Genomic DNA, 25,939 nt, shown 5'->3' with positions numbered 1-25,939 from the left:
TATTCATTTTTTTATTATTGTTATGTTAAATATGAAAGTTACGAACTAATTATTTACTCAGACGTTTCTAAATCTTGCTTCAAAGTGGATCTGCATTTAGCTGTACACATCGGAGCATCTAAAGATTTCATAATATTAAATAATATAGAAACTGTAACAATTTGTGTGCTTGGTCATATTATTAAATTAGGATAAAGGACAAGCTTGAAATATAAAAAAGTAGCTTATAATATTCCTATACAGTAAAACAAAACTTTTGTAATTCTATTAGAAAGTATTTCAATAATAATGTTTTATTATCCTAAATATTTAATAAGAAGGAGTTTGAATCGATATGGCACAACCTCATTTTATCAATGCTAAAGGATCTATAGATAATAAAGGTGTTCTTACTGTCACATTTAAGGAAGCTGGATTGGGTGATAACGTATTGATTGACTATACACTCTCAGCATCTGCAATGGCTGTATATCAATGTGTTAATAATGGAGGAGGGTGTCCGCAAGCTGCAAATAAACAGACTGCTACAGGTCCAGTAAGCTCTACAGGTAGTTTTTCCTCCGGTAAAAATGGACAAGTTACTGCTTCATTGCAAGTATCTCCACCTCAAGTAAATCCTTTTTGTCCTAATGGACAACACCAAGAATTGTTAGATGTAAGCTATACTGGCGTAACCCTTAAAGATGACACAAATAACGTCATTATATCTGTAAGTGGAACTTTCTCAAAAACATTTAATATCTGTAAAAAATAAGCAGGGTTCATTTTTATACTGTAGAAAGTTTAGAACTAAGATATGGAGGCTGTTTTTTAGGCAGTCTCTTCTTCATAATAAAATTAATTTCATGCATCTTATAGATTACAGAAGATCTTCATACTATTTTTTCACCGCATTATTCAATTTTCAAAGAACATTATTCGTATTATTAATTTCTATAGTTACGTCGCATTTTTCTCAGATTCAGTCCTATCCCTTAAAGAACTCACTAATCTTCTGCCTGTCCTCCGGTATGCAATAAGGTTGTACTTCTCTAAGCAGCATTTCAGCTTCATGAGCTCTTTTCATGTGGAATATTACTTGACGCTTTAGGTTGTCTATTTCAGTTTCTAGCTCTTTAATAACATCTTCTTTCATATTTATCCCCCTTCCATCAATTTTGAGTTTGCTCTGGTTCTTCCCACCCTAATAACTATCTTTCTAGCTTTTCAAAGTCATATTTGCGTTGTTCAAAATTATTAAAGTTACTAACTTTCTTACCGTAATTTTTTTGAGGTTTATCATTTTTCATTTTTAATAGCAGCTGGTCATATTTCTCTCTAAGCTTTCTTGGGCTTAAGATATTTGCAAGCCAAAAGCTATCCGTTTGTGAGAACCTTATTACTTGCTTTACTTCTTCCAAGTCCCGATTGTCTAATCTAAGAATCTTATCAAACTCCTTAGACCAGGTATATAAATTAGGTTCCCTAGTCCTATCATTATTACTTTTAATATATTTATAGAGGTAAACAGCTAGTAGGTATTCGTTAGATTCCGACGAATATATATACTTCTTATCATTTTTTACATTCTTATCATTATTATCATTATTGTTAGGTGTTAGGTCTTTGTTGGCTCTTTGTTAGGTCTTTGTTAGAACCTTTGTTAGTTTGCTTTAGTTCAACTTGATAAAGCTCCCAATTATCAATAGTTATAAGCCTTCCAGTCTTTGTTGATTTATTTGTTAAAAACCCGAGTTTTTCAAATCGCACTAAAGCAGTTCTGACATTCTGTATTGTGACACCCTTGCCGCAGTTTTTTACTATACTTTCTAAGCTAGTTACTGTTTCACCTAAGCAGGAATTACTATATATACAATTGTAATAGCAATAAGTGCAATAGCTATAATAAAGAGTGTTAGTAATAAGAATTTGATAGAATTTGATTTAACATTTTAATATTCCTTCTTTCTTAATTTTTAAAAAATAAAAGAGTGCTTCAAGCACCCTTTTAAACTAAATTAGCAGCATCTTTAAATGTTGAATATCTTGTACTATTAGGTTTTCCTCCTATTTCGATAACTTGATCTGCTTGCAAGCCGCTAGCTACAAAATCAGCCTTTGACATCAAAGGACATTGATTTTTTTGAGATACTATTAAAGCTGCAAATACATCTGCATCACCATAATAAACTACTATTTTTTTCATATCAGATACTCCCTTTCCTAATATAATATTTATTTGAACTTGAACTTCACTTCTAAATTGATCTACTGTTTTTCCATATTCATTAAAGTAAGCTATTGGATCCTGGTGGTCAGTTTCATGCCACTTATTTGAAACTTCTGCATGGCTCATAAGGTTGTCCTTAGTTATAGTATTAACATTAAGCTTATTTACAAACTTATAAGCAAAGTACCATACAGCTCTATTCCAAACTTCATTGAATTTAGTCACATCATGCGTTGTTGGCACACAAAGCTCTACTTGTAAAAATTTATGGTTTGAGGTAGGACCACTTCCCCAAGCAACTTCATTATCTGGAACTGTCTCTATTATGCTTGACCAATCGATAAAAGCATGAGCTGAAGCTGAAACATTATTATTATTGAAGTAAGATTGCTCATTCTGTGCTGTAGCTCCCTTATCATCTGTGTCATGCAATACCATTCCTATAGCTGTTAAAGCTTGTCCTGAACGATTTTTGCTTATATACTTTTGTATAATTTCGTAAGACATAGACCATTCCTCCTTTATTACTGTATAATATGAACTTTATATTATTCTGTGAAATTTATTTCTTTAATAAAATTCCAATAACAAAAATAGAGACTGTGACAAATATGCCAAGTCCCCATCTTATGGTTATCATGAAATCATCTATTTTCTTTATTAGATTTTTAATATCAGTTCTAAATTCTGTACTATCTTTTTCTAAATCATCAAGTCTTTTAGAATGTCCATCAAGCCTCTTTATATGATCTTTTAAAGTCTCGGTTATGGTTTTATGTTTCTCTTGGCATAGCACTTCGTTATAGTTTTCGCTCATTTTGCACCAACTTTCTTAAAATAAAAGAGAGTAGACTTTTCTACTCTCTTAAAATATTTTATATTTGCTTTATTAAAATATTGCATATCCTAGAGCGGTTGCCCTAGCTTTAACTTCAGCTTCGAATTCTGAATATTGATCCTTTACATCAGCTGCATTAGCTGTAACAAGTGCTTTATTTACTGTGTTAGCATTTAAGCTTAAATTCATATTTCATGTATCTAAGGTAGCCCCTTAGATACATATAGCATCTTTTATCTGAATAGTATTGTCCGAGATAAGAAGATTGCCCGCATCAGTGACAACTCGGAACTTAGTTGTGCTTATATCACCCGCAAGTATCTTAGATACACTTTTACTTCAGTATATTCATAACCTAGAGCTCTTTTAAGTAATGCATTCTCTACTTCATAGTCAATAACTTCTTTTCCTCTTTTTAGGGTGTTCGCAAACTTCGCATGTTCCTTTTTGTATTTATAAAACGCTGTCTTACCTATGCCTAAATTTTTAGCTATTTCTTCATCTGTGAGCCCGTCTCTGGCCCATCCTTCTACTAATACTAACTTTTCTTTAACATCTTCCCATTTAGGTTTTGACATAGGCTCACCTCTTAATTTTTTGTACAAAAAAAGAGAGCAATTACTCTTTCGAATTTTCTTTGCCTGTTTCAATATCTTCATTATGTATTATTTCTTTCGGTACTGGTGTATTGCCTAATCCACCAATTCCATAAGCAGTCATGGTATTTAACTGCTTTACTATTGCCATATTTTGATAATTAATTACTTTTTCTTTATTTTTCATATTACCACCTCATTTATTATCATTACCAAGATGATGTTTAATATGTGTATATAAAAAAAGAGCCCTCTTAAGAGCTCAATTGATGTTGTTCTTAATTAATCTTTTCATGGTAAGGTTTAATAATTCTGGACCAGTAGTATTATAAATTTTAGCTATTGCCCATAATTTATCTTGAAATTTAGGTAATGCAACATCAAATGTAAGGCCATTGTAAGATTTTATAATCTTCTCACATTCTACTAACATAATGCTTTTATTTCAAAAAGGTTCCTACTTGCTTTTTTATATAATAAAAGCTGTAGGCTTCTAAAGTTTCTACAGCCTGGAGGGAATCCAAAATAAAACAGTAACCACTATCAATGTTTTTCATAATATGTTAATGTGAGCTAATTTTTATTGGAGGTAAACAATGAATAATAACGAAGTAGCACAAGATAATAGCTATAATAATCCTGAATATATGGATTATGGGGAATATCCTTGCCTAGATTGTCCTTACTTACGTCAATATCCTGGATATTATAATCCTATGATGTATCCGACTGATGAATATCCTGAATATCCTGCATATGACGATATGTTTAGACGACGTCACCATAGGCGTAGACGCCCATTTTTTCCTGGTGGCGGCTTTCCTTGGTGGTGGTTCTTCATTCTATAGGTAAATTAAATAATAGCTTCAGGTAATTCTGATGCTATTATTTCTTCAAAATAAAAAGCAGCCGCCAAAAATAAAATTGGAGACTAAAAAATGAAAACTATAAATAAGAGGTTTTACTTTTGTAATTATTTACACAATATTCAATTTATCATCTCCTTAATTTTAAAAATAAAAATACCGTAGTAGCCATTTCTTCTGAATTATACGGTATTCTTATTGACTATTCGGTTTTATATTATAAATTACCCTTAAACCTTATAAATTTAAAATCAAAGTTTATCTCTGAAACTCTTTTTGAAGATATAAAGAAATTTCGTTTATAGCTTTATCCCCTGCACTTGAAATTCTATCCATTGTAAGAAAGCCATGTGGGCAGCCTTTATACATACTTACAACTACCTGATTACCCTCTTCCTTCAACTTTTGACCATAGGCTTTCCCCTCATCACGCAATGGATCAATTTCAGCTATTATTATAAGTGTATGAGGTAAATCCTTAAAATCCTTAGCTAACAAAGGAGATGCATATGGACTTTTTCTATCTTCTTTCTTTGGCACATATAGAGATATAAATTTCTCCATATCCTCTCGAGAAATAGTAAGTTCATCGGACACATAAGACCAAGATTTACTATTTAATTCATAAATATTTGTAGATGGGTATATTAAAACTTGGCAAGTTATGTGCGGTCCATTTTTGTCACGAACCATTTGAGAAACTACAGCTGAAATATTTCCACCAGCGCTATCCCCTGCAACAGCTATATGTCCTGCGTCCCCATTAATGCTTTCAGCATTCTTATAAACCCACTGGACAACATTATAAACATCATTTAAACCAGCTGGAAAAGGATTTTCAGGGGCAAGCCGATATTCAACTGAGACTACTATTGCTTTTGTGTTTTTTGCAAGCTTCCTGCATACATTATCACGAGAGTCTACATTTCCTTCAATCCAATAACCTCCGTGTGAATAAATAATTATAGGATACTTACTGGTACCTTCAGGTGTATATATGCGTACAGGAATCTTATTTATAGGAGTATCTATACTAACATTTTTTATATTAGAAAAAGGTATAGGTTTCGCACTCCATTTGGTGGCGTCATTATTTAAAATTTGGCGTATTTCTTTTACTGGCTTTCCATTAATAGAGTTAGGATTTAAATATTTATTAATCCTCATCATTACAGCAATCTTCATATCTGCCTTTCCATAACTTGTTGTTATTAAGTTTTTAATAAATAAAAAAGCCACAATAATAATTGCTATAACTGGAATTAAAAATATCCAAATACCTTTCTTATTCTTCATTTAGTCAGCCTCCAATAGTATGCATAAATTCATTCTATGAATATAAATTTCATTACGTATTTTATACGAATAGCACTTTATTATACTTAACTATCATCAATAAAAAAAATTAAATTATTTTAATACCGTATTATTCAATATTCAAAGAACAATTTTTAATTTTATTACTCAATAATCATACAATCAGTTTTTGATATGTGGTTTCCTTTCTACTTTTTATCCTCTCCTTGATTAAATAATCTTTTTCAAGCTCGCTTACTGCTTCAAAATTCTTTTATAACTTGAATTTTTCAAAACAAATTTCTGATTGTAACAACTAAATTATGTTGACATATATTATTAGAATAAAAGATATTATTTGGAGGAATTCGTATGAAAGAGCATTCTCACAGTTTTTCAGGCGCAACTACATATGATAATGGACATATCCATCACTACGGTGGAGTTACTACTAAAGCAACAAGTGGAGTACCTCATGCACACAATATGGAAGGTAAAACAAGCTATTACACTGACCATGATCATAAATATACCACAAGAACTGGTCCTGCTATTCAAATACAAGATGGCCGACATTATCACCGTTTCGAAACTAGAGTTGAAATTGCGAATGGCCATATTCACTATATCCAAGGCTTTACAAGTGCCGATTAATTTAAAAACCTTTTAATAAATTTTTATTAATAGCTGCCGTTTGCATGACAGCTATTTATATTTAGAACCTTTTTCCTTATTTCAAACGGTAAGTCTATTCTTTAATCTCATCTATCTCAACTTCCACCCTAAATGCCTACATTTTATACGTAACGTATATTCATAATCGAAAAAAATTTATTCTACCTCATCATGAATAGTATCAATTTTAAGCTGCATTCATAATATGTAGCGGGACAAGTTATGCGATTATTTTTATATAATAAGGAGGGATTTAATATGCCAGATGGATTTAGTCTTGCAGGTGATTTAGCACGTCATATTGGACAAACTGTTACTATCTTTACAACTAGTGGTGGAGAATCAGGAGAAGGATTTACAGGAGTTCTTGCTTCAGTTAGTAGAGGTTTTGTCAGATTAATTGTTAATCTTGGTTCTGCTCCAGGATGTGCATTAGGTAATTGTTGTACAGATGAAAGAAGAAGGAGCACATCAAGAAGAAATACAGACAGAAGGAGAACTACGGGTAGATTTGATTGTAGTGGCAGAACTCTTGGTGCAGTAGTTGATATTCCAATTGACAGAATTGCAGCCTTTGTTCATAATGCTGTTGGAAGTACTGGTTGGCAATAAATTTATACTATATGTTCTAATAAAAGAAAATTTTAGCCTAGAGAGAATTATTCCTCTAGGCTTTCAACTTAATATAACTTATGTATCACAATCTAATCTAATTGAATATCATATTATTGTAGGTAAATTTTATGGAGGGTTATTAATGTATTATAGTTCTGAAGACCAAAACAACACTGGAGAGTTAAATATTCAAACAGAACAAGATCGTTGGAAAACAGAGCACCATCACCATGGAACAGACCATCATCACAAAACAGGCCATCATCACATGGGGTACGCTATGCCTTATATGATGGCTCCAATGTCCTATTGTCCTTCAATGGAAACATGTCCAATGAAGGAAAGTTGTCCTATGATGGGAGAATCTAATATGATGTCTCAAATGGATCCTGGTGACCCGGATCCTCGCTTTGGGCGTCGTCGTTTTCACCATTTTCATCACCATTTTCATCACCATTTTTTCCGTCCTTTTTTCCCCTTTTTCCCATTCTTTCGTTAGGATAGATTAAAATAATTTAGCTAACATTATTTGTTAGCCTAAAAATTTTCCTAAAAAAGCACTATCAAGCTTTAAATTTGATAGTGCTTTCTTCTTTTGCTCGTATGTTAAGTTTTAAAAATAAAGCTCCGGCTAATTTATCAATACTTATTGAATGCCACTATAAAAGATTTTAATGGATAATCGTCATGGTCATCTTAAAGACAAACTTTTTTCTGGATACATTGGGGTAGTACTGAGAATAAGAAAGCAAGAACACCAATTCCGGTAGTAGCCAAGAAAATATTGCTAAAATTACTTTTGATAAAATTTAATCTGCCAACTAAAGTTAGGAGTAGCAATTTTAAGCTAACAGCATAATATGAAGCAGGACAAGTTATTCAACTATTTTTATATAATAAGGAGGACTTTAATATGCCAGATGGAAATAGCCTTGCAGCTCATTTAGCACGTCATATTGGACAAACTGTCACTATATTTACAACTAGCGGTGGAGATTCGGGAGAGGGCTTTACAGGAGTTCTTATATCTGTTAATAGATGTTTTGTTAGATTAATAAGCGCAATTGGTTCTGCTCCAGGATGTGCACTTGGCAATTGTTGTACAGATGAAAGAAGAAGAGAAACAATGAGAAGGAATACAGAAGAATGTGCTGATTTTGAACTTGGTGAAATGAATACTGAAAGAAATAGAAATACAGGTAGGGTTAGGAATACAGATAGAAGAAGAATTACAGACAGATTCGATTGTACTGGAAGAAATCTTGGGGCAGTTGTTGATATACCTATAGATAGAATTGCAGCATTCGTTCATAATTCTGTTGGAAGTGGCGGATTGTAATTCATTGAAATTTCCTATATAAAGGCACTATCAAGTTTTATATTTGATGGTGCTAATTTATTTTGTTAGAAGTCAAGGGTAAATAAATAAAGCTCTGAAAACCAGAGCTCTTGTTTTTTGTTGGATTTGGCTATCTTTTTCATCACCAGTTATTGTACTATTTAATATATAACCATCTTGTAGTACCCCTGCCAAAGCAAAAGCTTGTAGATTCAGTAATCTACAAGCTTTTTTATTTTTTATTTATTTTTCTATAATTACGCTTCCGCTTGTACTAGTTAAACTTATTTTGCTAGTTGTATTAACTCCATTAAAATATTCCTTTAATCCATTTACTTTTTTCCCTGTTGCAGAGTCAATCACAGCAATATATCCGCTTCCAGTATGTGCTGTAATGCTGTTTTTTAAAGTACCTGAATTATATTGGATTTCTCCAGTTAATGTTTTTGCTACTACATTTCCAGAGATATTTGAAATAAGTATATTTCCACCTGTGCTTTGAAGCAAGATGGAATCATTCTTAAATCCTTTTGGCAAGGTTATATTTAACTCTGTCTGGCTATCATGTAGGGATATTAGATCAAAGAAAGGTAATTTGCCATTTGACTTTTCGCGGAAATTAAGTGTGCCTAGAGTATTGCTGATTTCGTGTGTAAGCCAATCTGGTTCCTCATAGGAAACTATTATCTTATCCGAAGATCCTTCCTCAACTTTTATAATAGAATGTGCAGTGAGGGCAGATATTTTATTTATGTCCGAAATATTATATTCTGTGATAAACTTCTTTAAATTTCCTTCAGGCTTGAAACTGTTGAATATTGTAATAAATCTCCATGGAAGTCCTGAGGCTCCGAATAATATAAAGCCAGCTGCAGAAAATATTAAAAGTATACGTGTAACTGGCCATAATCTTTTCCTATCCTCTTTAGCAGCTTTTAATTCAGGTTTTCCAGATAATTTTAACATTAAACTTATCTGTTTAATTGAAAGCTTTATAAAAAGTTTTCCACATTTTAAAAGATAAAGTGTCAAAAGAGATAAAATCCCGCCAGTTAAAATACCCAAACCAAAAGTTCCAATAATCTCAAGTATATAATTAAATGGTATGGTAAAGGCTTGATAAATACATAATACAACAGTTATAACTGCTGACATTCCACAAATTACAGCCCCACCAAAAATTAAGGCTATAATGCAATAAGATATTAATGCAGTAATGGAGAGAGAAAAAATGGATAGAGGCGTTGATACACTTTTAAATGCATCTTTAATAACCATTGTGAAATTTCTTATTCCAGGTTTGTTTTTAGCATTGGTTAAATTAGACTCTCTTTTAAGTGTTTCGGCAATTTTCTTTGGAGAACCCAGTTCAATTAATACTTCCTCTAAATTATTTCTAGCTTCTAATGATTCAGTTAAATATTCTTCAAAGTAATTAACAGCTTCATTAATCTCATCTTGTGGAAGTCCCAAAAGCTGCTTTTTTAAATCATCTATAAAAATTTTAATTTTTTCATTCATTATTTACACCACCTATAATATGATCAATAACTCTTTTTAGATCCTGTAAACCACCAACAGATTCATTGAACCTTAATATTCCTTCTGATGTTATTCGGTAATACTTTCTAAGACGCCCTGAGTATTCAACAGAATAGGTTTCTAACAAATTTTGATTTTCAAGACGTCTGAGAACTGGATAAAGTGCTGATTCTGAAGTATCCATCAGTGCCGTAACCTCTTGAGTAAGCTTATATCCATAGGTATCTTCTCTTAATAATATAGAAAGAACGCATACGTCCAATAGTCCTTTTTTCATCTGGGCATCCAAACTATTACCTCCTAAATTAAGTTAGAGCTACATATTAAACTAACTTATCATCCAAGATTTATTTCTCTTACATTTGCAGGTTGAAAATTTAATACTTAAACAAATATATACTAAGAAGTCCCTTAAACACAGCTTTGTATCTATTTGTGCTTCCAAAACACCTTTGACAATAGGGGTCAAGAATCTTTGCCTTGTTAAAGCCTTCTAAGATTTTACCTGCTCTACCTGTTGAAAAAATTTCACTTAAGGAATTATTATTTATGTTTCCAAGAGAAGTTTTTCCGTCATAATCCACACAACAAATAGTTACTTCTCCGTTATTTAAAATTCCAACATTAGTAAGTGCATATCCACAGAACCCATGCTTACAAGGGTAAACAGCCTTTGAAGTAAAAGCATTACCCCAGTCTGCAAGGAGTTGAATATACACAGTTATATGATCGTCGATTCGAATAAGATTAGGCCTTTGCAAATTTATTCCATTCATAAGTGTTTCAACTGTATCATAGGTAACTTTTTTATCAATTGCCTTGTAAATATCAATAATAAATGGTATAAGCTTTTTCTTAAATGAATCTCTTTCAACAATGAAGTGCATTTCTTTATCAATATCAAAATATTTCTTTGTTTCAGTATTCATAAGGCACATTTCAATATTTGTTTTGGAGCCTGATTGCTTTATATAGCTTACGGTCTCCATAATGCCCCTATAATAACTTTCAAAGGATAAATTAGAGCCTCTGCATTCATGTTCTAATTCATTAATAGTTTCAACAGAGATGTTTAGCTTGTCAATAAGATTTTCATCTACAATTATTTTTGCTTTTTCAATAGAAAGCTGTGAGCCATTGGTTGTTAAATCAGTCTTTAAACCCTGGCTTTTTACATAACTCAATGCTTCAAAAATATGAGGATAAAGCAGAGGCTCACCTAATATATGAAATGCTATGGTATCTGTTATTCCATCTTTTACTATATCATTAATACCTTTCTTAAACAACGAGAAATCCATATGCTTTTTTTCTCTAATTGAAGAATTGATAGGACAAAAATCACATTTAAAGTTACAGTAATTTGTAACTTCAAAATAAACTTTATCTGGCCTTATCTGATAGTTCATTTTTATTCCCCCTCAAATTTATATCTAATAAATATTGGACCAATATTTTAGTTAGAAATTTCTCCCTTTATTTATACTATACAATGTATAGTATTATACGTCAAGTAATATTATACATAAAATTCTGTAAGAATGATTATTGCAATAAAAAAAAAAGCTTGTAGATTTGTTATTCTACAAGCTTATATTATTAATTCAAAACTAAATTTTGTAATTATTGCTTTTCATCTAGAACTATTTATTTCCTATCATTTTCCTTATACATAAAAGTATTTATTTTCTCATCAAGTTCAATGCTTAGGGTTAATAGTTCTGAATCATTAGTTATAATTTCCTTAGTAGAAATCATGCTATTTAGCTTTGTTCTTAAATTTTCAATCTCATTTGTTTCTGACAAATTAATTCACCCTTTTTCTTGCATGACAAATTTTAACACAACAGTTATATTTTAATCGATTAATCAGTTAATTTCAAGTAAATTTATATAAATTTTTATATTTTTATTTTTAAAAAATAAAAGCAGCTCCTAAAAGGGCTACTTCTAAAAAATCAATATTTAATTTCTTTAAGTATTTTTTCATCTAACAGCTTGCCATTATTAATAGATGCGGTACCTAAAGAAAATAGTATTATAAGTATAGGTATGAAGAAACTTAATAGGAATAATATAATTATCATGAAAATCAAAACCCCATTCCTAATTTAATTAATATAATTATATTACCATTTATTTACAATTGGGTAAATAAATTTATTCCTTTATTTTTTTACAAGAAAACCCCTAGTTTTACCTAGAGGTTAATTTATTATTATTAAATTCTCCAACAGTAGCTTTAATAATATTATATATTTCATCTTGACTTAGTCCAGTTTGTTTAGAAATCATTTCGGTAGCCTTGGAATGTTTTACTTCGCTCTGCCAGTTAAATTCCCTTCCCATTTGCTCCACCGCCAAAATTATTTGCTTAGCAATAGCAATATCTTGATTATAAGCATCTTTACCAATTTTTTGTATTATTTGCTGCTTTTGCACTTCAATGTAAGCTTTATTAGCATCTAGTACCTTTTTGACATAATAGCTAATAATTCCTAGTATCGTTGTTATTACAATATAAAGCAGCTGAGGAATAACTTGATTTACAAATATATCTCTTAACACTTCCATCACCTCCCTCATTTGCTACCATAATATGTGGAGTGATAGGAAATTGATATATTTGTACTAGAAATTATTTTTTATCCAATAAGCCTATACCAAGTATTATTGCCTACAATGCCGTCAGCTTTTAATGAATTTGAACTTTGATAACTTACTACTTTGCTCCTTGTTCTTGGGCCATAAATGCCATCTATATTAGCACCTAACCTATATTGCAGATATCTTACCGCAACACCAGTAGAATTTATAGAAAGTAACGGTTTTTTAATTATAGAGTTAATAGCACCTAAGGTTTGTGCTCCAGCAATTCCATCTACCTTTATGCCTGCTACACTTTGAAATTTTTTAATAGCTTCAGTTGTCTTAGGTCCTTGAATTCCATCTTCAACTAATTTATTAGAGCTGCCGTCGGTAATGTTTAATCTATTTAAGCTTTTCTGAAGCTGTAAAACATCATTACTTATTTTATTTTCAATAGGGGCAGCTGGTAATTGCTGATTAAGCATTTTATCTATTTCAAGCTGAACTTCATTTCTAAAATCATCAACTGTCTTTCCGAACTTTTCAAAATAACTTACTGGATCAGTATGATTTGTTTCATGCCACTTTTCACTTACTTCAGCATGTGACATTAAATTGAATTTTGTTATTGGAAATCTCTTAATGATAAACACATGAACATAGGCAAATAACCAAACTGCCCTTAACCATACCTCTTTAAAACCCTCAGCATCATCATAATGGCATAGCTCTATTCCTATAAAATTTGTGTTTGCTGTTGGACCAGCATGCCAGGACTGCTCGTCCCAAGGAATAGTTTGAGTTATGCTATCCTTATCCACAAAAGCATGGGCTGATGCCCCTCTATTTCCTGAATTAAAGTAATTGAATTCATTTTCATCTGTTGCTCCTGGATCGCTGGTTTCATGAACAACGGTTCCTATTGGTTTTAGTTGTATATTGGACCTGTTCATCGAAATAAATCTTTGATTTATTGTATAAGCCATTTCTCCCCTCCATAAGATATTAATTATAGTTTTTTATAAATCCTATAATATAATATGCATAAGTTTTAAAAGGTACATTTTTTTCATAAAAAAACCAGGTCTCTAAACCTGGTTTTTAATATTATTGAATTTTAAAGCCTGAATCCTTAACTTTTTCAAGAATTTGCTGGAAGTTCTCAGTTCTAATTCTAATTACAATTTCCTTTACATCAGTTACACTTTTAGGATCTACAACAACAAAACTAATTATATCCCCACCATTTTCAGATATTATCTTCGAGAGTTTTGATACTTGTCCAGGTATATCATAGGCTATTACAGCAAGTCTTCTTCCCTTATTAAGGCCAAAAAGTTCAGTAAATTCATGAAAAATCGCATGATGAGTTATTATGCCTCTAAAGGTGCCATACTCGTCAACAACAGCTACAAAAGAAATATTTTTTACTTCTAAAAAATGAGCTGCTTTCTCCATTTGCTCTAAAGGATGAATTGTTGGAACATCATCTCTCATAACATTTTCTACCTTAAAATCAGATAGTAGACATTCCTTATCTAAACACTTTTCATAATAAAAAGCATATATTCTTTCTTTCGAAATAGACCCATAAAATTTTTCATCCTCTGCAACTGGAATAGATAAGAAATTGTTTTCTTCAATTAAATCCAACGCCTTTTTTATGGTATCCTTTGGACTTATTATTACTAATTTTTCAATTGGAAGCATTAAATTTTTCACAAACATAATTGCACTCTCCCTAATTTATTCTTAAAGATATTATACCTAAAATATATACAAAATTCAAACAATTTTAAACTCATGAAATTAATTAATTAATTTTATAGCCTCTATGTTACTTCTTGGCTGAAGGATTTATTCCCTGTAAGGTCTTTAAATTGTGATCTAAAATATCTAAATATTTTATGTCATCCTTGTAGCTTATTATATTTGCTGTTTTTAGTTTAAATTCGTTTATTAACTGTGCCTGTGATGTTAGCTTGCTATTCTCATCATATAAAAAAACTACGTTACTAGAATTATTAAGGCTTTTAATTTTATCGTAAACGGCTTTATTATCATTTTCAATGTTGCTTGCATTACCTTCTGTAAGGGTATTTACCTTTAAAACTTTAAATCCATAATATTTAACAAAATAATCTAAGCTGTCCCCTTCTACTATAAAAGTAAAATCCTTTAATGAATCTGCTGTATCTTTTAACTTTTTTTGATAAGCTTCCACGTCTTTAATATGTTTAGAAAAATTATTTTCATAATAATCTCTATCTTTAGTGTCTTTATCCTCAATGGCATTTTTTATATTAAGCATTGCAATTTTATAATTATCTATGTTCATCCAATAGTATGGATTATCTTTAATAATAGTATTTTGATATTTTACTTCACTATCATAGCCAATAAGTTTAACGCCTCTAGAAATATCTATGGGGCCAACCTTGGTTTTGCTTAACTTATCAACAAAACCGGAACTCCAAGGTTCAAAACTTGTGCCCCAATAAAAAAATAAATCTTTTTTACTTATATTATTAATGCTGTCATCGGTAAAATTAAAATTCCATAGTCTATCTTTGGAAGAAAACATATAGGAAACACTGTGTCTATCCTGTACAATATCCTTTACCATATTGTACAATAATTTGTTTGTTGTTATTATATTTAAGCTGATCTGCTTGTTTGTGTCTATTTCCATATTTGGACTCGGTTGAGTTTCAGGTACGTTCTTGCTACAAGCAGTAAAAAGGAAAATTATAGTTATGAGAAGGGTATAAATACTTTTTTTCACGCCTCTTCCTCCTTTCAGTTGGAACACTGAGTAGTTTAATACTACTCGCTCCCGCTCGTAAAACTACTCGTTAAAGCCCATTCAGGGCTTTAACCTCCTTTTAATTACTTCATATTACCACCTATTATTTTACATAAAATAGTCTAATTATGCAAATCAAAAGTAATTTTAATAATAAATTTGTCTTTTTTTTATTATTGTTTTATTATAAAATATAATGCATGAAAGTTCTTATTATTTAGGAGTGATACTTGTGGACTTTATCATTGATAGTGTGGAAAAAACCTTTGCATTAGGTAAACAAATTGGAGAACTTGCAAACCCTGGAGATATTATTTGTTTGATTGGAGATTTGGGTACGGGTAAAACACATATTACTAAAGGAATTGCAGCAGGACTTGGAATAAGTGACGATATAACTAGTCCAACCTTCACCATTGTAAATGAATACTCTGGTAGGTTAAAGCTAAACCATTTCGACGTATATAGAGTAAGTGACCCAGATGAAATATATGCTATAGGATTTGATGAATATATCTTTTCTGATAGTGTAAGCGTGATAGAATGGGCTAATTATATTGAGGAGCTTATTCCAGAAAAACATATTAGAATAATAATTAATAAACTTCCATTTCAAGGCGAAAACTTTAGAAAAATTACAATAGAAGGCTATGGAGATAGATTTAATTACATAAAGGAGATTCATATATGAAAATACTTAGTATAGATTCTGCAACGGAATGTGCAAGCATAGCAGTTATTGATGAAAATAAATTATTAGGTGAAATTAGTCTAAATCATAAAAAGCAGCATTCGGTTATATTGATGCCTATGGTTGACAGTCTGTTAAAATCACTTGAACTCACTATAAAAGATATGGATGGTTTTGTAGTAAGTAAAGGCCCTGGCTCTTTTACTGGACTCAGGATTGGTATGTCAATGATAAAAGGTTTAAGCCAAGGAACTAATAAGCCCTTTATTTCGGTTTCTTCACTAGATGCTCTAGCTTATAACATGGCATATACAGGAGGCATTATCTGCCCAATGCTTGATGCTTTACGTGATAATGTCTATACTGCCTTATATTCCTTTAAAAATGATAAATTGATAAAACTGACAGATTATATGGTTCTGCATATTGATGAGCTAATAGAAATGCTAAAACAGTATGACTGCTCAGTCACCTTTTTAGGAGACGCTTCCTTGAAATTTAAAAGTAAATTACTAAAAAGTTTTGATAAAAATCATTTTGCACCTAATCATCTTAACTTAGTTAAAGCTTCTTCTTTAGGCGAATTAGGCTTAAATCTACTATCTTCTGGAATTAGGGATGAACTATTCAGCACTGCTCCAATTTATATAAGGAAGCCTCAAGCTGTAAGGGAATATGAAAAGCGGACAGGACTTGAAATCAATGGATAATATTACTATATTAGCTTTAGCTCCAGAGCATGTTGATGGTGTTTTTACAATAAGCAAGTTGAGTTTTAAAACACCTTGGTCAAGAGAATCAATGGAAAAAGAACTTAAAAATGAAGTAGCACGTTATGTTGTAGCAGTAAAGGATAATATGGTCATTGGCTATGGAGGCGTCTGGCTTATATTAGATGAAGGTCAGATAACAAATATAGCCGTACACCCTGAATTCAGGGGTTTAGGTATCAGCCATTTATTACTAGATGCACTTATTCAGGTATGTGCTCTAGAAGACATTATAGCTATGACTTTAGAAGTAAGAAAATCAAACACTACAGCTCAAAACCTATATAAAAAGCATGGCTTTGTTGAAGAAGGTGTTAGAAAAAATTACTACTTAGATCCTATAGAAGATGGTATTATTATGTGGAAACATAATATAACAAAAGAAAATGCAGGGTTATGATACCCTGCATTTTTAACTACTGTTCTTTTTTCATAGTCAGTGATATTCTCTTTCTTTTTTCATCTACCTCAAGAACTCTTACTTCTACTATATCTCCTACCTTAACTATATCTAAAGGATGTTTTACAAATCTATTTGCCAATTGACTTTTATGAACTAATCCATCTTGATGCACACCAATATCTACGAAAGCGCCAAAGTCAGCTACATTTCTTACTGTTCCCATAAGCAGCATGCCTGATTTAAGATGTTTTATATCAATCACACCTGTTTTAAAAATTGGCTTTGGAAGTTCTTCTCTAGGATCTCTTCCAGGCTTCTTAATTTCTTTAATTATATCTTTTAAGGTTGGTTCTCCTATTTCTAATTTCACTGCTAAAGCTTTTAAACCTTCTTTAGATACTTTATCATCTATATCTATTAATTTCCCATTTTTTAAATCTGAAATTGAATAATCAAGTATATTTAAAAGTTCTTTACATGCTTTGTAGGACTCTGGGTGTACAGAAGTGTTATCAAGAGGTTCACTGCTTTCCATAACTCTTAAAAAACCTGCACATTGCTCAAAGGCCTTGTCTCCAAGTCTTTTAACCTTCAAAAGTTCTTTTCTGCTTTTAAATTTACCATTTTCTTCTCTATAGGATACTATATTCTGAGCTATTGCAGAATTAATTCCTGAAATATAAGATAGCAGAGCTGGTGTAGCAATGTTTAAGTCCACTCCAACACTGTTTACACAATCTTCAACTACTCCTCTTAAAGATTCATCAAGTTTTTTAGGTGTAACATCATGCTGATACTGCCCAACGCCAATGGCTTTAGGATCAATTTTAACCAGTTCTGCAAGTGGATCTTGTAGTCTTCTTGATATTGAAATTGCTCCTCTTATGGATACATTAACATCAGGATATTCCTTTGAAGCAAGCTCAGAAGCTGAATATACAGAAGCACCAGCTTCACTGACAACTACATAATAAAGTTCTATGCCCTTCTCTTCCTTTACTTCCTTTATAAGTCTTGCTAAGACCTCTTCAGATTCCCTGCTGGCAGTACCATTGCCAAGTGAAATTACCTCTACCTTGTATTTATAAACCAAATTCTTAAGAATTTTAATAGAGCCTTCAATGTCATTTTGCGGTGCAGTACAATAAACAGTTGCCTGATCTAAAAATTTACCTGTATCATCTAAAACTGCAATTTTGCAGCCTGTTCTAAAACCAGGATCAAAGCCTAATACTACCTTTCCTTTAATGGGAGATAGCATTAATAGTGCCTTTAAATTAGCTTTAAATATATCTATAGCGCCATTTTCACCAATTTCCGTTAAATCTGACCTTACTTCTCTTTCAATGGAAGGATAAATAAGTCTTTTAACAGCATCCCTTACTGCATCTTCTATGTAAAAATCAGTGATATTATTTTCTTTAAGGCATTTTGAATTTAAATACTGAATTATTTTTTCATTATCGGCTGTTATTTTAACTGATAATATTTTTTCTTTTTCACCTCTGTTTATAGCAAGTATTCTATGAGAAGGGATAGACTTTACAGCTTCCTTATAATCATAATACATTTCATAGGGAGTAGGTTCCTCTGAGCCCCCGCTTGTTTCTACTAAACCTTCCCTCTGCAGGAGACTTCTAATCCACTTTCTGTATTCAGCTACATCAGAAATCATTTCACTTATTATATCCATAGCCCCTTGAAGAGCTTCATCCTCTGAATTAACACCCTTTTCTTCATTTATAAATTCTTTTGCAAATTCTTTTATATCGCCCTTAAAATCTCCATTAAAAATAACCTCAGCTATAGGCTTTAATCCCTTTTCTTCTGCAATAATGGCTCTTGTTCTTTTTTTAGGTTTAAATGGTCTATAAATATCCTCTACTTCTGTTAAGGTTTCTGAGTTTTCTACTGCAAGCTTAATTTCTTCTGTTAATTTTCCTTGTTCTTCTATCGTCTTTAAAACTGCTTCTTTTCTTTCATCTAAATTTCTAAGATAGGTCAATCTTTCAGATAAATTTCTTAAAATTACATCATCAAGACCACCAGTAACTTCTTTTCTATATCTAGCTATAAAAGGCACAGTATTTCCTGCATCTAATAGTGATATTACGTTTTCTACTTGAAAGGACTTAATGTTAAATTCCCTTGTAAGTCTATTTTCTATACTATTCATTTATGTTCCTCCAATTTACTTAAAGTCTAGCTATAGATCTAATAGTTTATTACTACTATATAATTTTACAGAAATATATTTTATTAGTCAAAAGTTATATACAAAAAATATATTTCATATTATTTAAGGACAACTATATAAAAGGAGCTTAAATTTGAAAAAATATATTTCATCTTTTTTCCTAATAATATTCTTTTTTGTACTATTATACAGCTTAAATATTTATAATCATGTGTATAGCTTTAGCCATGCCGAAGTAAAAGAAAATATAAGCTATCTCTCCTCTGATTATTTTAAGGGCAGATTATCAGGTACAGTTGAAAATTTTGAGGTTTCAGCTTTTATTAAAAATGAGTATGAAAAAAATGGGCTGCTTCCCTATGATGGTAATTACTACGATCAGTTTGAAACTAATTATCCTCATCGAATAAACGATATTCCCTATCTCAAAATATACGATAGTAAAGGTGGGCTAGTAAAAGAGTTTAAATATGGTATAGATTATAAAGAGGAAATGTTAAATTTCAAAAAAAACACAATTAACTTTACTAATAAAAATTCTATAAAGCAGGTTGAAGGAGCACTTCAAGTAACTGTAGGAACAGATAGCTTTGTATTTTTAGTACCGAATAATAATTCATTAGCTTTCAGAAGCTCCTTCATGGGGTCAGACCCTCGCTTTCAAAGTTTATACATAATGGTTACAAAGAATACTCTTGCAGAAATAGAATCATATATTCATAAAAATTATAGAATATCCTGCTATATACCAGTTGATATTAAAAATACGACTTTAAATAATGTAGTTGGTTTTATTGAAGGCAAAAATCCTAATTTACCTCCAATAATTATATCAGCACATTTTGACCACCTTGGTAGTGATCTTTCCGGAAACATATATAAGGGGGCCTTTGATAATGCTTCTGGTGTCTCATTTTTGCTTGAACTTGTTAAATATGTTACAACACTTGGAAAACCTGATAGAAATATTATCTTTGCAGCTTTTAATGCAGAAGAATTTGGCTGTTTAGGTTCTGAGCATTTCGTCTACAAATATTCAAATGAATTAAAAGGTTCTAAAGTATATAATTTTGATATGATAGGAAGCAGCGCAGTACCTTTAAGTATTATGGGTGGAAGCAAGGATACGGATAAAACTCCTTTTATACATGCCGTAAGTCAAACCTGCATTAATGAAAAAGTAAATTATAACCTACTTTTTCAAGACTCAAGTGATCATGAAGCTTTTAGAAAAAATAACATAGACGCTATTACCTTTTGTGACAGTGATTCATCTAAAATTCATACACCAGAGGATAAAGTTCAATATATAAATACTTCAGCAATAGATAGATGCTTTAAAGTAGCTTCTAAGGAAATACTTAAAAACGGCTTTTCCAGTAATGTTTTTCTTAATTATAATAAGTATATTTTAATTTTCTCTAGTGTAGGAACTCTAATATTTTTTGTTTTGCTTATGCTTCAAGTTAGAAAATTTAATAATAAAAGACACTGAAATAGGAAAATCCGCTAAAGCACTGATAGAATTTAATTAATGTATTCTATCAGTGTTTTCAGTGCTTTCTGTTATTTTAGTGTCTTAAAAATTTTAATTTCTTCTATGAAAATATCCATAAAGATTTTTACTTTTTATAAATCTAATTTCCCATTGCTGCTTTGCTTTAGGTATTCATTAATAAACATATCAATGTCTCCATCCATAACAGCTCCAATATTACCTGCTTCGGCATTTGTTCTATGATCCTTAACCATGGTATAGGGCTGAAAAACATAGGATCTAATTTGGCTGCCCCAGCCTATGTCTCTTAGCTCTCCAGTTAAGTCTTCTACTTTTTCCTTATGTGCTCTTTCCTTTAGTTCAATTAGTTTTCCTTTTAACATTTTCATTGCTGTTTCTCTATTGCTGTGCTGACTTCTCTCATTTTGACATTGAACAACAATACCTGTTGGAATATGAGTTATTCTAATTGCTGACTCGGTTTTATTTACATATTGACCACCTGCACCGCCAGCTCTAAATGTGTCAATTTTTAAATCCTCAGGCCTAATTTCTATATCCTGTTCATCAGTAAGTTCTGGCAGTACCTCAACAGAAGCAAAGGAAGTCTGTCTTTTTCCAGCTGAATTAAATGGAGAAATTCTTACAAGCCTGTGAATGCCCTTTTCGGCCTTTAAGTAACCATAAGCAAATTCACCTATTACTCTTACAGCGGTGCCTTTAATTCCTGCCTCATCTCCAGGTTCAAAATCTATAGTTTCTATTTTGTAACCTTTATCAATGCACCACCTTGTGTACATTCGCAGTAGCATTTCAGTCCAATCCTGAGCATCAGTTCCTCCTGCTCCAGCATGTAAGTTTAATATTGCGTTATCCCTATCATATTCTCCCGAAAGCATTATCTCAATTTTAAGTTTTTCCAAATCCTTTAAAAGAAGCTTTACTTCACTTATTACTTCTCTCTTAATATTCTCATCCTCATCTAGAGATGATAGTTCAATTAAAACTATAACATCTTCGAATCTATTTTTTAAAGAATTAAAGTTTTCAATTTTATCCTTAATAAGCTTTGCCTCTTGAGTTATACCTTGAGCGCTCCTTGAATCATTCCAAAAGTCTGGCTCTTGCATTTTATTTTCAAATTCTTCAAGTCTTTTTTCTAAGGCTTCAATGTCAAAGAGACCCCCTAATTTCGTCAAGTTCTATCTGCAAAGTATCCATGGAATTTACAGCCTCTTCAAATTCAGCAAACATATCTTTCCCTCCAAAATAATTATGCAAGTCTTCCGCAGCAATTTTTATATTTCTTTCCTGAGCCACATGGACATAAATCATTTCTTCCAACCTTTTTGTCTTTCTTAATTGGCTGTTTTGGAAGAGAATCGTCTGTGTTAGTTGCAGTCTCTACAGCTACCTTCTCTCTCTCAGGTGCTCTCTCAACTTGAACATGGTATAGGTATTTAACCGTATCTACCTTTATATTATATATCATTTCATTAAACATTTCGCTGCCTTCAAATTGATAAGCCTGCACTGGATCCTGCTGTTTGTACGCTCTTAAGCCTATACCTTGTTTTAAATGATCCATATTGTCTATATGATCCATCCACTTAGTGTCTACAACTCTAAGGAGAATTACTCTTTCAACTTCTCTCATCTGCTCAGATCCAAAATTATCTTCCTTATGTCTGTATATATCCTTTGCAATATCAAGGAATTTATCTTTAATTTCTTGAATTGGCATTTCTTTAAGTTCATCTAAAGAAACTATACCCTTAGGAAGATAAATTTCATCTAAGAAGGCAAGTAATTTTTGTAAATCTTCTTCAAGTTCTTCTTCAACTTCTGTATAATGTGAATCTACTGCTGAAGTTATAACTTCAGTAATCATATCTTTAACTTGCTCTTCAAGATTTTCTCCTTCTAGAACTTGTGATCGCTGCTTATAGATAATTTCTCTTTGAGTATTCATTACATCATCATAGCCAAGCAAAGTCTTTCTGATGTCAAAGTTATTTCCTTCAACCTTTTTCTGAGCTTTTTCTATAGAACTTGTAACCATTTTACTTTCTATAGCTTCATCTTCCTCAAGTCCAAGCTTTTCAACTATACCTTGTAATCTTTCAGATCCAAATATTCTCATTAAGTCGTCTTCAAGGGATACATAGAACCTTGATTCACCTGGGTCACCTTGACGGCCAGAACGACCTCTAAGCTGATTATCAATACGTCTAGATTCATGTCTTTCAGTACCTATAATCTTTAATCCACCTACATCAGTAACACCTTCTCCAAGCTTAATATCAGTACCACGTCCTGCCATATTTGTAGCTATAGTTACCATATTCATTTCGCCGGCATGTGAAACAATTTCAGCCTCCATCTCATGGAACTTGGCATTTAAAACTTGATGAGGAACACCCTTCTTTTTTAATAGTGCGGATATTACCTCTGATTTTTCAATGCTTACAGTACCTACAAGTACTGGCTGGCCCTTAGAGTGAGTTTCAACTATTTCATCAACAATAGCATTAAATTTACCCTTTTCAGATTTATAAACTAAGTCAGAGTGGTCTATTCTTATCATTGGCATGTTTGTAGGTATTACTATAACGTCAAGACCATATATTTCTCTAAATTCAGCTTCCTCTGTAAGTGCAGTACCAGTCATACCAGAAAGCTTTGTATACATTCTAAAATAATTCTGGAAGGTAATAGTTGCAAGAGTTTTAGATTCTTTTTGAACTCTAACACCTTCTTTTGCTTCAATGGCTTGATGAAGACCATCGCTGTATCTTCTTCCTTCCATAAGTCTTCCGGTGAACTCATCAACTATTATGATTTCTCCTTCTTTTACTATATAATCCTTGTCAAGTTTCATATGATAATTAGCTTTAAGTGCTTGAACTACATGATGCTGGATTTCCATATTAGAAGCATCTGTATAGGTTTCAAGGCCAAAGAATTTTTCCGCCTTTAAAACACCATCATCTGTAAGCATTACAGCTCCAGCTTTTTCATCCAAGGTATAATCTTTTTCTTTAGCTAGTGTTTTTACAAACATATCTGCAATTCTGTATAATTCTGTTGACTTATCTCCCTCACCGGAAATAATTAAAGGTGTTCTGGCCTCATCAATAAGAATTGAGTCAACTTCATCTACTATAGCAAAATTAAGCTGCCTTTGAACTCTTTCTTCCTTATAAATTACCATATTATCTCTAAGATAATCAAAGCCAAATTCGTTATTTGTACCATAAGTTATATCTGAACCATAGGCTTCTCTTCTTTCATCGTTATTAAGATTATGAAGAATGCAGCCAACGCTTAATCCTAGAAATTCATAAACTTTGCCCATCCACTCTTTATCTCTGCTTGCTAGATAATCATTTACGGTAACTATATGCACACCTTTGCCAGAAATAGCATTTAAATAAGCAGGTAAAGTAGCAACTAAGGTCTTACCTTCACCAGTTTTCATTTCTGCTATTCTTCCTTGATGAAGAACAATTCCACCTATAAGCTGTACTCTATAATGCTTCATTCCAAGAACTCTCCAGGAAGCTTCTCTACATACTGCAAAGGCCTCTGGAAGTAATTCGTCTAAGGTTTCTCCCTTTGAATATCTATCTTTAAATTCCTGAGTCTTATTTATTAGCTCCTCATCAGTCAAGCCCTGCATAGTCTTATCTAAGGCTTCTATTTTATCTACTGTAGGAATAATATTTTTTACTTGTCTTTCACTATAGCTGCCAAATATTTTATTAAATACACCCATTTTTCATCCTCACTATCTTAGTTAAATTAGAAATCATTATACTTTATAGATTATACCATCTATTTAATTCTCATTCAACTTTTATGAACAATATTTAAAATAATTTACATAAAATGTATGCGAATGAATAAATAAAAAAGAGAGCTCTAAAGCTCTCCTTTATCTTTAAAAATATTAATTACAAAAATTCTGGTTCAATTAATCCATAATTGCCATCTTTTCTCTTATATACTACATTTACTACTCCATCTTCAGCATTAGAGTATACAAAGAAATCATGTCCTAACAGCTCCATTTGAAGAACTGCTTCCTCGGAAGACATAGGCTTTACAGCAAATTTTTTAGTTTTTACTATATGTGGATCTATTACTTCACCTTCATGATATTCATATGTTGGAATTTCTTTATATTTTAATGGAACATTTGTATGATATTTTCTTTCAAGTCTTGATTTTTGTTTAACCATCTGTCTTTCTAATTTATCACTAACAATATCTATTGCAGCATACATATCTGAATTAGCTTCTTCACTTCTTAAAAGTACTCCATTAAATCGTATAGTAACTTCAATGATTTTTCTTGCCTTTTGAACACTTAATGTTACAAATGCCTCCTGCTCGTTTTCAAAGAACTTATCGAGCCTTGAGATTTTCTTTTCGATTGCATTTCTTAAACCTTCAGAAACCTCAATGTTCTTTCCTAATATATTTATCTTCATACAACACAGCCCCTCTCTACCTATATTAGGTGATAATTTACTGGTTTTATAATGTATTTGCATAAAGTTAAATTTATGCTTTGTTAGTAGAATTTATTAATATCATTTTATTACTAAATATGAAAAATAACAAGCTTTTTCGATATAATTCACAAAATATTAAATAAATTTACATAGTTATTATTTAATATTTACTTTTATTTAGGCTTATTCTAATTTGATATTTATAATTATGTGTATTATTAAAAATAATATCCCTCAATAGCTTAATAAAAATTTAAGTAAAAATAAAAAAATTCAAGAATTACTTGGATTTTTCATTAAGCTAGCCGACCTGATCTTTGGCCCCACACTCACCTATTGTTTTTCAATTTATAATTTCGCATAACATAATACCAAATATAAGCACTGGTTTTATATGTTTTATCTTTACATCTTCCATAAAATTTATTAATGAGTTCTCAAATGAACTTGGTTAAATGAATACCGAAAGAAACAGAAATACAGAACGGG

Annotated in this window: 32 protein-coding genes; 10 read left to right on the top strand and 22 right to left on the bottom strand. The window is 31.4% G+C overall.

Features of this window, described 5'->3' with window-relative positions; genetic code table 11:
• Positions 1-334 precede the first annotated feature (334 nt).
• Positions 335-754 carry a hypothetical protein gene (locus ACJDUH_RS03910; protein ID WP_406763848.1) on the top strand — a complete coding sequence of 140 codons (420 nt, stop codon included), beginning with the start codon at positions 335-337 and terminating at the stop codon, positions 752-754.
• Positions 755-967: 213 nt separating this feature from the next.
• Here the strand turns inward: ACJDUH_RS03910 and ACJDUH_RS03905 are convergent, their stop codons facing one another.
• The 9 genes from ACJDUH_RS03905 to ACJDUH_RS03865 all read right to left on the bottom strand — a co-directional run bounded on the left by ACJDUH_RS03905 (position 968) and on the right by ACJDUH_RS03865 (position 4,076).
• On the bottom strand, positions 968-1,135 hold the full coding sequence (locus ACJDUH_RS03905; RefSeq protein ID WP_406763847.1) for a hypothetical protein: 168 nt from the start codon (positions 1,133-1,135) through the stop codon (positions 968-970).
• A gap of 55 nt (positions 1,136-1,190) precedes the next feature.
• The gene (locus tag ACJDUH_RS03900) at positions 1,191-1,400 is read right to left on the bottom strand and encodes a hypothetical protein (protein ID WP_406763846.1); all 210 of its coding nucleotides are present in this window, start codon (positions 1,398-1,400) and stop codon (positions 1,191-1,193) included.
• A 190-nt stretch (positions 1,401-1,590) separates the two neighbouring features.
• Complete coding sequence (locus ACJDUH_RS03895; RefSeq protein ID WP_406763845.1) at positions 1,591-1,749, bottom strand: hypothetical protein; 159 nt, start codon at positions 1,747-1,749, stop codon at positions 1,591-1,593.
• A 238-nt stretch (positions 1,750-1,987) separates the two neighbouring features.
• Positions 1,988-2,716: a peptidoglycan recognition protein family protein gene (locus ACJDUH_RS03890; RefSeq protein ID WP_406763844.1), complete on the bottom strand. Its 729-nt coding sequence runs from the start codon at positions 2,714-2,716 to the stop codon at positions 1,988-1,990.
• A gap of 55 nt (positions 2,717-2,771) precedes the next feature.
• Entirely contained in the window at positions 2,772-3,026 is a 255-nt protein-coding gene (locus ACJDUH_RS03885) for a hemolysin XhlA family protein (protein WP_406763843.1), read from the bottom strand.
• Positions 3,027-3,098: 72 nt separating this feature from the next.
• Entirely contained in the window at positions 3,099-3,236 is a 138-nt protein-coding gene (locus tag ACJDUH_RS03880) for a hypothetical protein (protein WP_406763842.1), read from the bottom strand.
• Between the two features lie 113 nt (positions 3,237-3,349).
• Complete coding sequence (locus ACJDUH_RS03875) at positions 3,350-3,625, bottom strand: hypothetical protein (protein ID WP_406763841.1); 276 nt, start codon at positions 3,623-3,625, stop codon at positions 3,350-3,352.
• Between the two features lie 40 nt (positions 3,626-3,665).
• A complete protein-coding gene (locus ACJDUH_RS03870; RefSeq protein ID WP_406763840.1) occupies positions 3,666-3,830 on the bottom strand; it encodes a hypothetical protein in 165 nt (54 codons plus the stop codon).
• A 75-nt stretch (positions 3,831-3,905) separates the two neighbouring features.
• Positions 3,906-4,076: a hypothetical protein gene (locus tag ACJDUH_RS03865; protein WP_406763839.1), complete on the bottom strand. Its 171-nt coding sequence runs from the start codon at positions 4,074-4,076 to the stop codon at positions 3,906-3,908.
• Between the two features lie 163 nt (positions 4,077-4,239).
• Here ACJDUH_RS03865 and ACJDUH_RS03860 point away from each other — a divergent pair, with 163 nt between their 5' ends.
• The gene (locus ACJDUH_RS03860; RefSeq protein WP_406763838.1) at positions 4,240-4,491 is read left to right on the top strand and encodes a hypothetical protein; all 252 of its coding nucleotides are present in this window, start codon (positions 4,240-4,242) and stop codon (positions 4,489-4,491) included.
• A 276-nt stretch (positions 4,492-4,767) separates the two neighbouring features.
• Here the strand turns inward: ACJDUH_RS03860 and ACJDUH_RS03855 are convergent, their stop codons facing one another.
• A complete protein-coding gene (locus tag ACJDUH_RS03855) occupies positions 4,768-5,805 on the bottom strand; it encodes an alpha/beta hydrolase (RefSeq protein WP_406763837.1) in 1,038 nt (345 codons plus the stop codon).
• A 372-nt stretch (positions 5,806-6,177) separates the two neighbouring features.
• Between ACJDUH_RS03855 and ACJDUH_RS03850 the strand changes: the two genes are divergently transcribed.
• The 4 genes from ACJDUH_RS03850 to ACJDUH_RS03835 all read left to right on the top strand — a co-directional run bounded on the left by ACJDUH_RS03850 (position 6,178) and on the right by ACJDUH_RS03835 (position 8,434).
• A complete protein-coding gene (locus tag ACJDUH_RS03850; RefSeq protein WP_406763836.1) occupies positions 6,178-6,459 on the top strand; it encodes a YmaF family protein in 282 nt (93 codons plus the stop codon).
• 279 nt (positions 6,460-6,738) lie between these two features.
• Positions 6,739-7,092: a hypothetical protein gene (locus ACJDUH_RS03845; RefSeq protein ID WP_406763835.1), complete on the top strand. Its 354-nt coding sequence runs from the start codon at positions 6,739-6,741 to the stop codon at positions 7,090-7,092.
• A 145-nt stretch (positions 7,093-7,237) separates the two neighbouring features.
• Entirely contained in the window at positions 7,238-7,594 is a 357-nt protein-coding gene (locus tag ACJDUH_RS03840; RefSeq protein ID WP_406763834.1) for a hypothetical protein, read from the top strand.
• A 414-nt stretch (positions 7,595-8,008) separates the two neighbouring features.
• Positions 8,009-8,434: a hypothetical protein gene (locus ACJDUH_RS03835; RefSeq protein ID WP_406763833.1), complete on the top strand. Its 426-nt coding sequence runs from the start codon at positions 8,009-8,011 to the stop codon at positions 8,432-8,434.
• A 243-nt stretch (positions 8,435-8,677) separates the two neighbouring features.
• Here the strand turns inward: ACJDUH_RS03835 and ACJDUH_RS03830 are convergent, their stop codons facing one another.
• The 8 genes from ACJDUH_RS03830 to ACJDUH_RS03795 all read right to left on the bottom strand — a co-directional run bounded on the left by ACJDUH_RS03830 (position 8,678) and on the right by ACJDUH_RS03795 (position 15,350).
• A complete protein-coding gene (locus ACJDUH_RS03830; RefSeq protein ID WP_406763832.1) occupies positions 8,678-9,955 on the bottom strand; it encodes an HAAS signaling domain-containing protein in 1,278 nt (425 codons plus the stop codon).
• A complete protein-coding gene (locus tag ACJDUH_RS03825) occupies positions 9,948-10,265 on the bottom strand; it encodes a PadR family transcriptional regulator (protein WP_406763831.1) in 318 nt (105 codons plus the stop codon). Before ACJDUH_RS03825 ends, ACJDUH_RS03830 begins: the two co-directional genes overlap by 8 nt.
• A gap of 88 nt (positions 10,266-10,353) precedes the next feature.
• Positions 10,354-11,385 carry a radical SAM/SPASM domain-containing protein gene (locus tag ACJDUH_RS03820; protein WP_406763830.1) on the bottom strand — a complete coding sequence of 344 codons (1,032 nt, stop codon included), beginning with the start codon at positions 11,383-11,385 and terminating at the stop codon, positions 10,354-10,356.
• A 238-nt stretch (positions 11,386-11,623) separates the two neighbouring features.
• On the bottom strand, positions 11,624-11,782 hold the full coding sequence (locus ACJDUH_RS03815; RefSeq protein ID WP_406763829.1) for an aspartyl-phosphate phosphatase Spo0E family protein: 159 nt from the start codon (positions 11,780-11,782) through the stop codon (positions 11,624-11,626).
• A 390-nt stretch (positions 11,783-12,172) separates the two neighbouring features.
• Positions 12,173-12,544 carry a hypothetical protein gene (locus ACJDUH_RS03810; RefSeq protein ID WP_406763828.1) on the bottom strand — a complete coding sequence of 124 codons (372 nt, stop codon included), beginning with the start codon at positions 12,542-12,544 and terminating at the stop codon, positions 12,173-12,175.
• A 77-nt stretch (positions 12,545-12,621) separates the two neighbouring features.
• Entirely contained in the window at positions 12,622-13,551 is a 930-nt protein-coding gene (locus ACJDUH_RS03805; RefSeq protein WP_406763827.1) for a peptidoglycan recognition protein family protein, read from the bottom strand.
• Positions 13,552-13,672: 121 nt separating this feature from the next.
• Positions 13,673-14,293 carry a CBS domain-containing protein gene (locus ACJDUH_RS03800; RefSeq protein WP_406763826.1) on the bottom strand — a complete coding sequence of 207 codons (621 nt, stop codon included), beginning with the start codon at positions 14,291-14,293 and terminating at the stop codon, positions 13,673-13,675.
• Between the two features lie 109 nt (positions 14,294-14,402).
• Positions 14,403-15,350, bottom strand: a complete 948-nt coding sequence (locus ACJDUH_RS03795) for a metal ABC transporter substrate-binding protein (RefSeq protein WP_406763825.1) — start codon at positions 15,348-15,350, stop codon at positions 14,403-14,405.
• A gap of 253 nt (positions 15,351-15,603) precedes the next feature.
• On the opposite strand from ACJDUH_RS03795, the gene tsaE reads away from it, so the two are divergent.
• The 3 genes from tsaE to rimI are packed head-to-tail and all read left to right on the top strand — an operon-like array spanning position 15,604 to position 17,232.
• Positions 15,604-16,062: a tRNA (adenosine(37)-N6)-threonylcarbamoyltransferase complex ATPase subunit type 1 TsaE gene (tsaE, locus tag ACJDUH_RS03790; RefSeq protein ID WP_406763824.1), complete on the top strand. Its 459-nt coding sequence runs from the start codon at positions 15,604-15,606 to the stop codon at positions 16,060-16,062.
• Positions 16,059-16,772 (top strand): tRNA (adenosine(37)-N6)-threonylcarbamoyltransferase complex dimerization subunit type 1 TsaB, encoded by a 714-nt coding sequence (tsaB, locus tag ACJDUH_RS03785; protein WP_406763823.1) that lies wholly within the window; start codon positions 16,059-16,061, stop codon positions 16,770-16,772. The genes tsaE and tsaB overlap by 4 nt, the downstream gene beginning before the upstream one ends.
• The gene (gene rimI / locus ACJDUH_RS03780; RefSeq protein WP_406763822.1) at positions 16,765-17,232 is read left to right on the top strand and encodes a ribosomal protein S18-alanine N-acetyltransferase; all 468 of its coding nucleotides are present in this window, start codon (positions 16,765-16,767) and stop codon (positions 17,230-17,232) included. The genes tsaB and rimI overlap by 8 nt, the downstream gene beginning before the upstream one ends.
• A 16-nt stretch (positions 17,233-17,248) precedes the next feature.
• On the opposite strand, the gene ACJDUH_RS03775 is transcribed toward rimI, so the two are convergent.
• Positions 17,249-19,411, bottom strand: a complete 2,163-nt coding sequence (locus tag ACJDUH_RS03775) for a Tex family protein (protein ID WP_406763821.1) — start codon at positions 19,409-19,411, stop codon at positions 17,249-17,251.
• Positions 19,412-19,565: 154 nt separating this feature from the next.
• On the opposite strand from ACJDUH_RS03775, the gene ACJDUH_RS03770 reads away from it, so the two are divergent.
• Positions 19,566-20,927 (top strand): M28 family metallopeptidase, encoded by a 1,362-nt coding sequence (locus tag ACJDUH_RS03770; protein ID WP_406763820.1) that lies wholly within the window; start codon positions 19,566-19,568, stop codon positions 20,925-20,927.
• A 134-nt stretch (positions 20,928-21,061) separates the two neighbouring features.
• Here the strand turns inward: ACJDUH_RS03770 and prfB are convergent.
• The 3 genes from prfB to hpf all read right to left on the bottom strand — a co-directional run bounded on the left by prfB (position 21,062) and on the right by hpf (position 25,426).
• Positions 21,062-22,184 (bottom strand): peptide chain release factor 2 gene (gene prfB / locus ACJDUH_RS03765; protein ID WP_406763819.1). Its coding sequence is split into 2 segments (ribosomal slippage): positions 21,062-22,105 and positions 22,107-22,184, totalling 1,122 coding nucleotides; the frame shifts between segments, so codons are not numbered across the junction.
• Between the two features lie 19 nt (positions 22,185-22,203).
• Positions 22,204-24,708: a preprotein translocase subunit SecA gene (gene secA / locus ACJDUH_RS03760; protein WP_406763818.1), complete on the bottom strand. Its 2,505-nt coding sequence runs from the start codon at positions 24,706-24,708 to the stop codon at positions 22,204-22,206.
• Positions 24,709-24,886: 178 nt separating this feature from the next.
• Positions 24,887-25,426 (bottom strand): ribosome hibernation-promoting factor, HPF/YfiA family, encoded by a 540-nt coding sequence (gene hpf, locus ACJDUH_RS03755; RefSeq protein ID WP_406763817.1) that lies wholly within the window; start codon positions 25,424-25,426, stop codon positions 24,887-24,889.
• Between the last annotated feature and the right edge of the window lie 513 nt (positions 25,427-25,939).

It is taken from the genome of Candidatus Clostridium radicumherbarum, from assembly GCF_045310525.1.
Lineage (GTDB): Bacteria > Bacillota > Clostridia > Clostridiales > Clostridiaceae > Clostridium_AT > Clostridium_AT radicumherbarum.
Note: the sequence above shows the minus strand (reverse complement) of the source record. Positions and strands in the feature narration are given on the sequence as shown.

Coding starts and splice junctions, on each gene's coding strand:
- ACJDUH_RS03820 (WP_406763830.1), bottom strand. CDS start 11,385: ATGAACTATCAGATAAGGCCAGATAAAGTTTATTTTGAAGTTACAAAT.
- tsaB (WP_406763823.1), top strand. CDS start 16,059: ATGAAAATACTTAGTATAGATTCTGCAACGGAATGTGCAAGCATAGCA.
- hpf (WP_406763817.1), bottom strand. CDS start 25,426: ATGAAGATAAATATATTAGGAAAGAACATTGAGGTTTCTGAAGGTTTA.
- ACJDUH_RS03835 (WP_406763833.1), top strand. CDS start 8,009: ATGCCAGATGGAAATAGCCTTGCAGCTCATTTAGCACGTCATATTGGA.
- rimI (WP_406763822.1), top strand. CDS start 16,765: ATGGATAATATTACTATATTAGCTTTAGCTCCAGAGCATGTTGATGGT.
- ACJDUH_RS03775 (WP_406763821.1), bottom strand. CDS start 19,411: ATGAATAGTATAGAAAATAGACTTACAAGGGAATTTAACATTAAGTCC.
- ACJDUH_RS03830 (WP_406763832.1), bottom strand. CDS start 9,955: ATGAATGAAAAAATTAAAATTTTTATAGATGATTTAAAAAAGCAGCTT.
- ACJDUH_RS03860 (WP_406763838.1), top strand. CDS start 4,240: ATGAATAATAACGAAGTAGCACAAGATAATAGCTATAATAATCCTGAA.
- ACJDUH_RS03865 (WP_406763839.1), bottom strand. CDS start 4,076: ATGTTAGTAGAATGTGAGAAGATTATAAAATCTTACAATGGCCTTACA.
- ACJDUH_RS03870 (WP_406763840.1), bottom strand. CDS start 3,830: ATGAAAAATAAAGAAAAAGTAATTAATTATCAAAATATGGCAATAGTA.
- secA (WP_406763818.1), bottom strand. CDS start 24,708: ATGGGTGTATTTAATAAAATATTTGGCAGCTATAGTGAAAGACAAGTA.
- ACJDUH_RS03905 (WP_406763847.1), bottom strand. CDS start 1,135: ATGAAAGAAGATGTTATTAAAGAGCTAGAAACTGAAATAGACAACCTA.
- ACJDUH_RS03880 (WP_406763842.1), bottom strand. CDS start 3,236: ATGAATTTAAGCTTAAATGCTAACACAGTAAATAAAGCACTTGTTACA.
- ACJDUH_RS03875 (WP_406763841.1), bottom strand. CDS start 3,625: ATGTCAAAACCTAAATGGGAAGATGTTAAAGAAAAGTTAGTATTAGTA.
- ACJDUH_RS03845 (WP_406763835.1), top strand. CDS start 6,739: ATGCCAGATGGATTTAGTCTTGCAGGTGATTTAGCACGTCATATTGGA.
- ACJDUH_RS03840 (WP_406763834.1), top strand. CDS start 7,238: ATGTATTATAGTTCTGAAGACCAAAACAACACTGGAGAGTTAAATATT.
- ACJDUH_RS03855 (WP_406763837.1), bottom strand. CDS start 5,805: ATGAAGAATAAGAAAGGTATTTGGATATTTTTAATTCCAGTTATAGCA.
- ACJDUH_RS03885 (WP_406763843.1), bottom strand. CDS start 3,026: ATGAGCGAAAACTATAACGAAGTGCTATGCCAAGAGAAACATAAAACC.
- ACJDUH_RS03805 (WP_406763827.1), bottom strand. CDS start 13,551: ATGGCTTATACAATAAATCAAAGATTTATTTCGATGAACAGGTCCAAT.
- ACJDUH_RS03850 (WP_406763836.1), top strand. CDS start 6,178: ATGAAAGAGCATTCTCACAGTTTTTCAGGCGCAACTACATATGATAAT.
- ACJDUH_RS03910 (WP_406763848.1), top strand. CDS start 335: ATGGCACAACCTCATTTTATCAATGCTAAAGGATCTATAGATAATAAA.
- ACJDUH_RS03800 (WP_406763826.1), bottom strand. CDS start 14,293: ATGTTTGTGAAAAATTTAATGCTTCCAATTGAAAAATTAGTAATAATA.
- ACJDUH_RS03890 (WP_406763844.1), bottom strand. CDS start 2,716: ATGTCTTACGAAATTATACAAAAGTATATAAGCAAAAATCGTTCAGGA.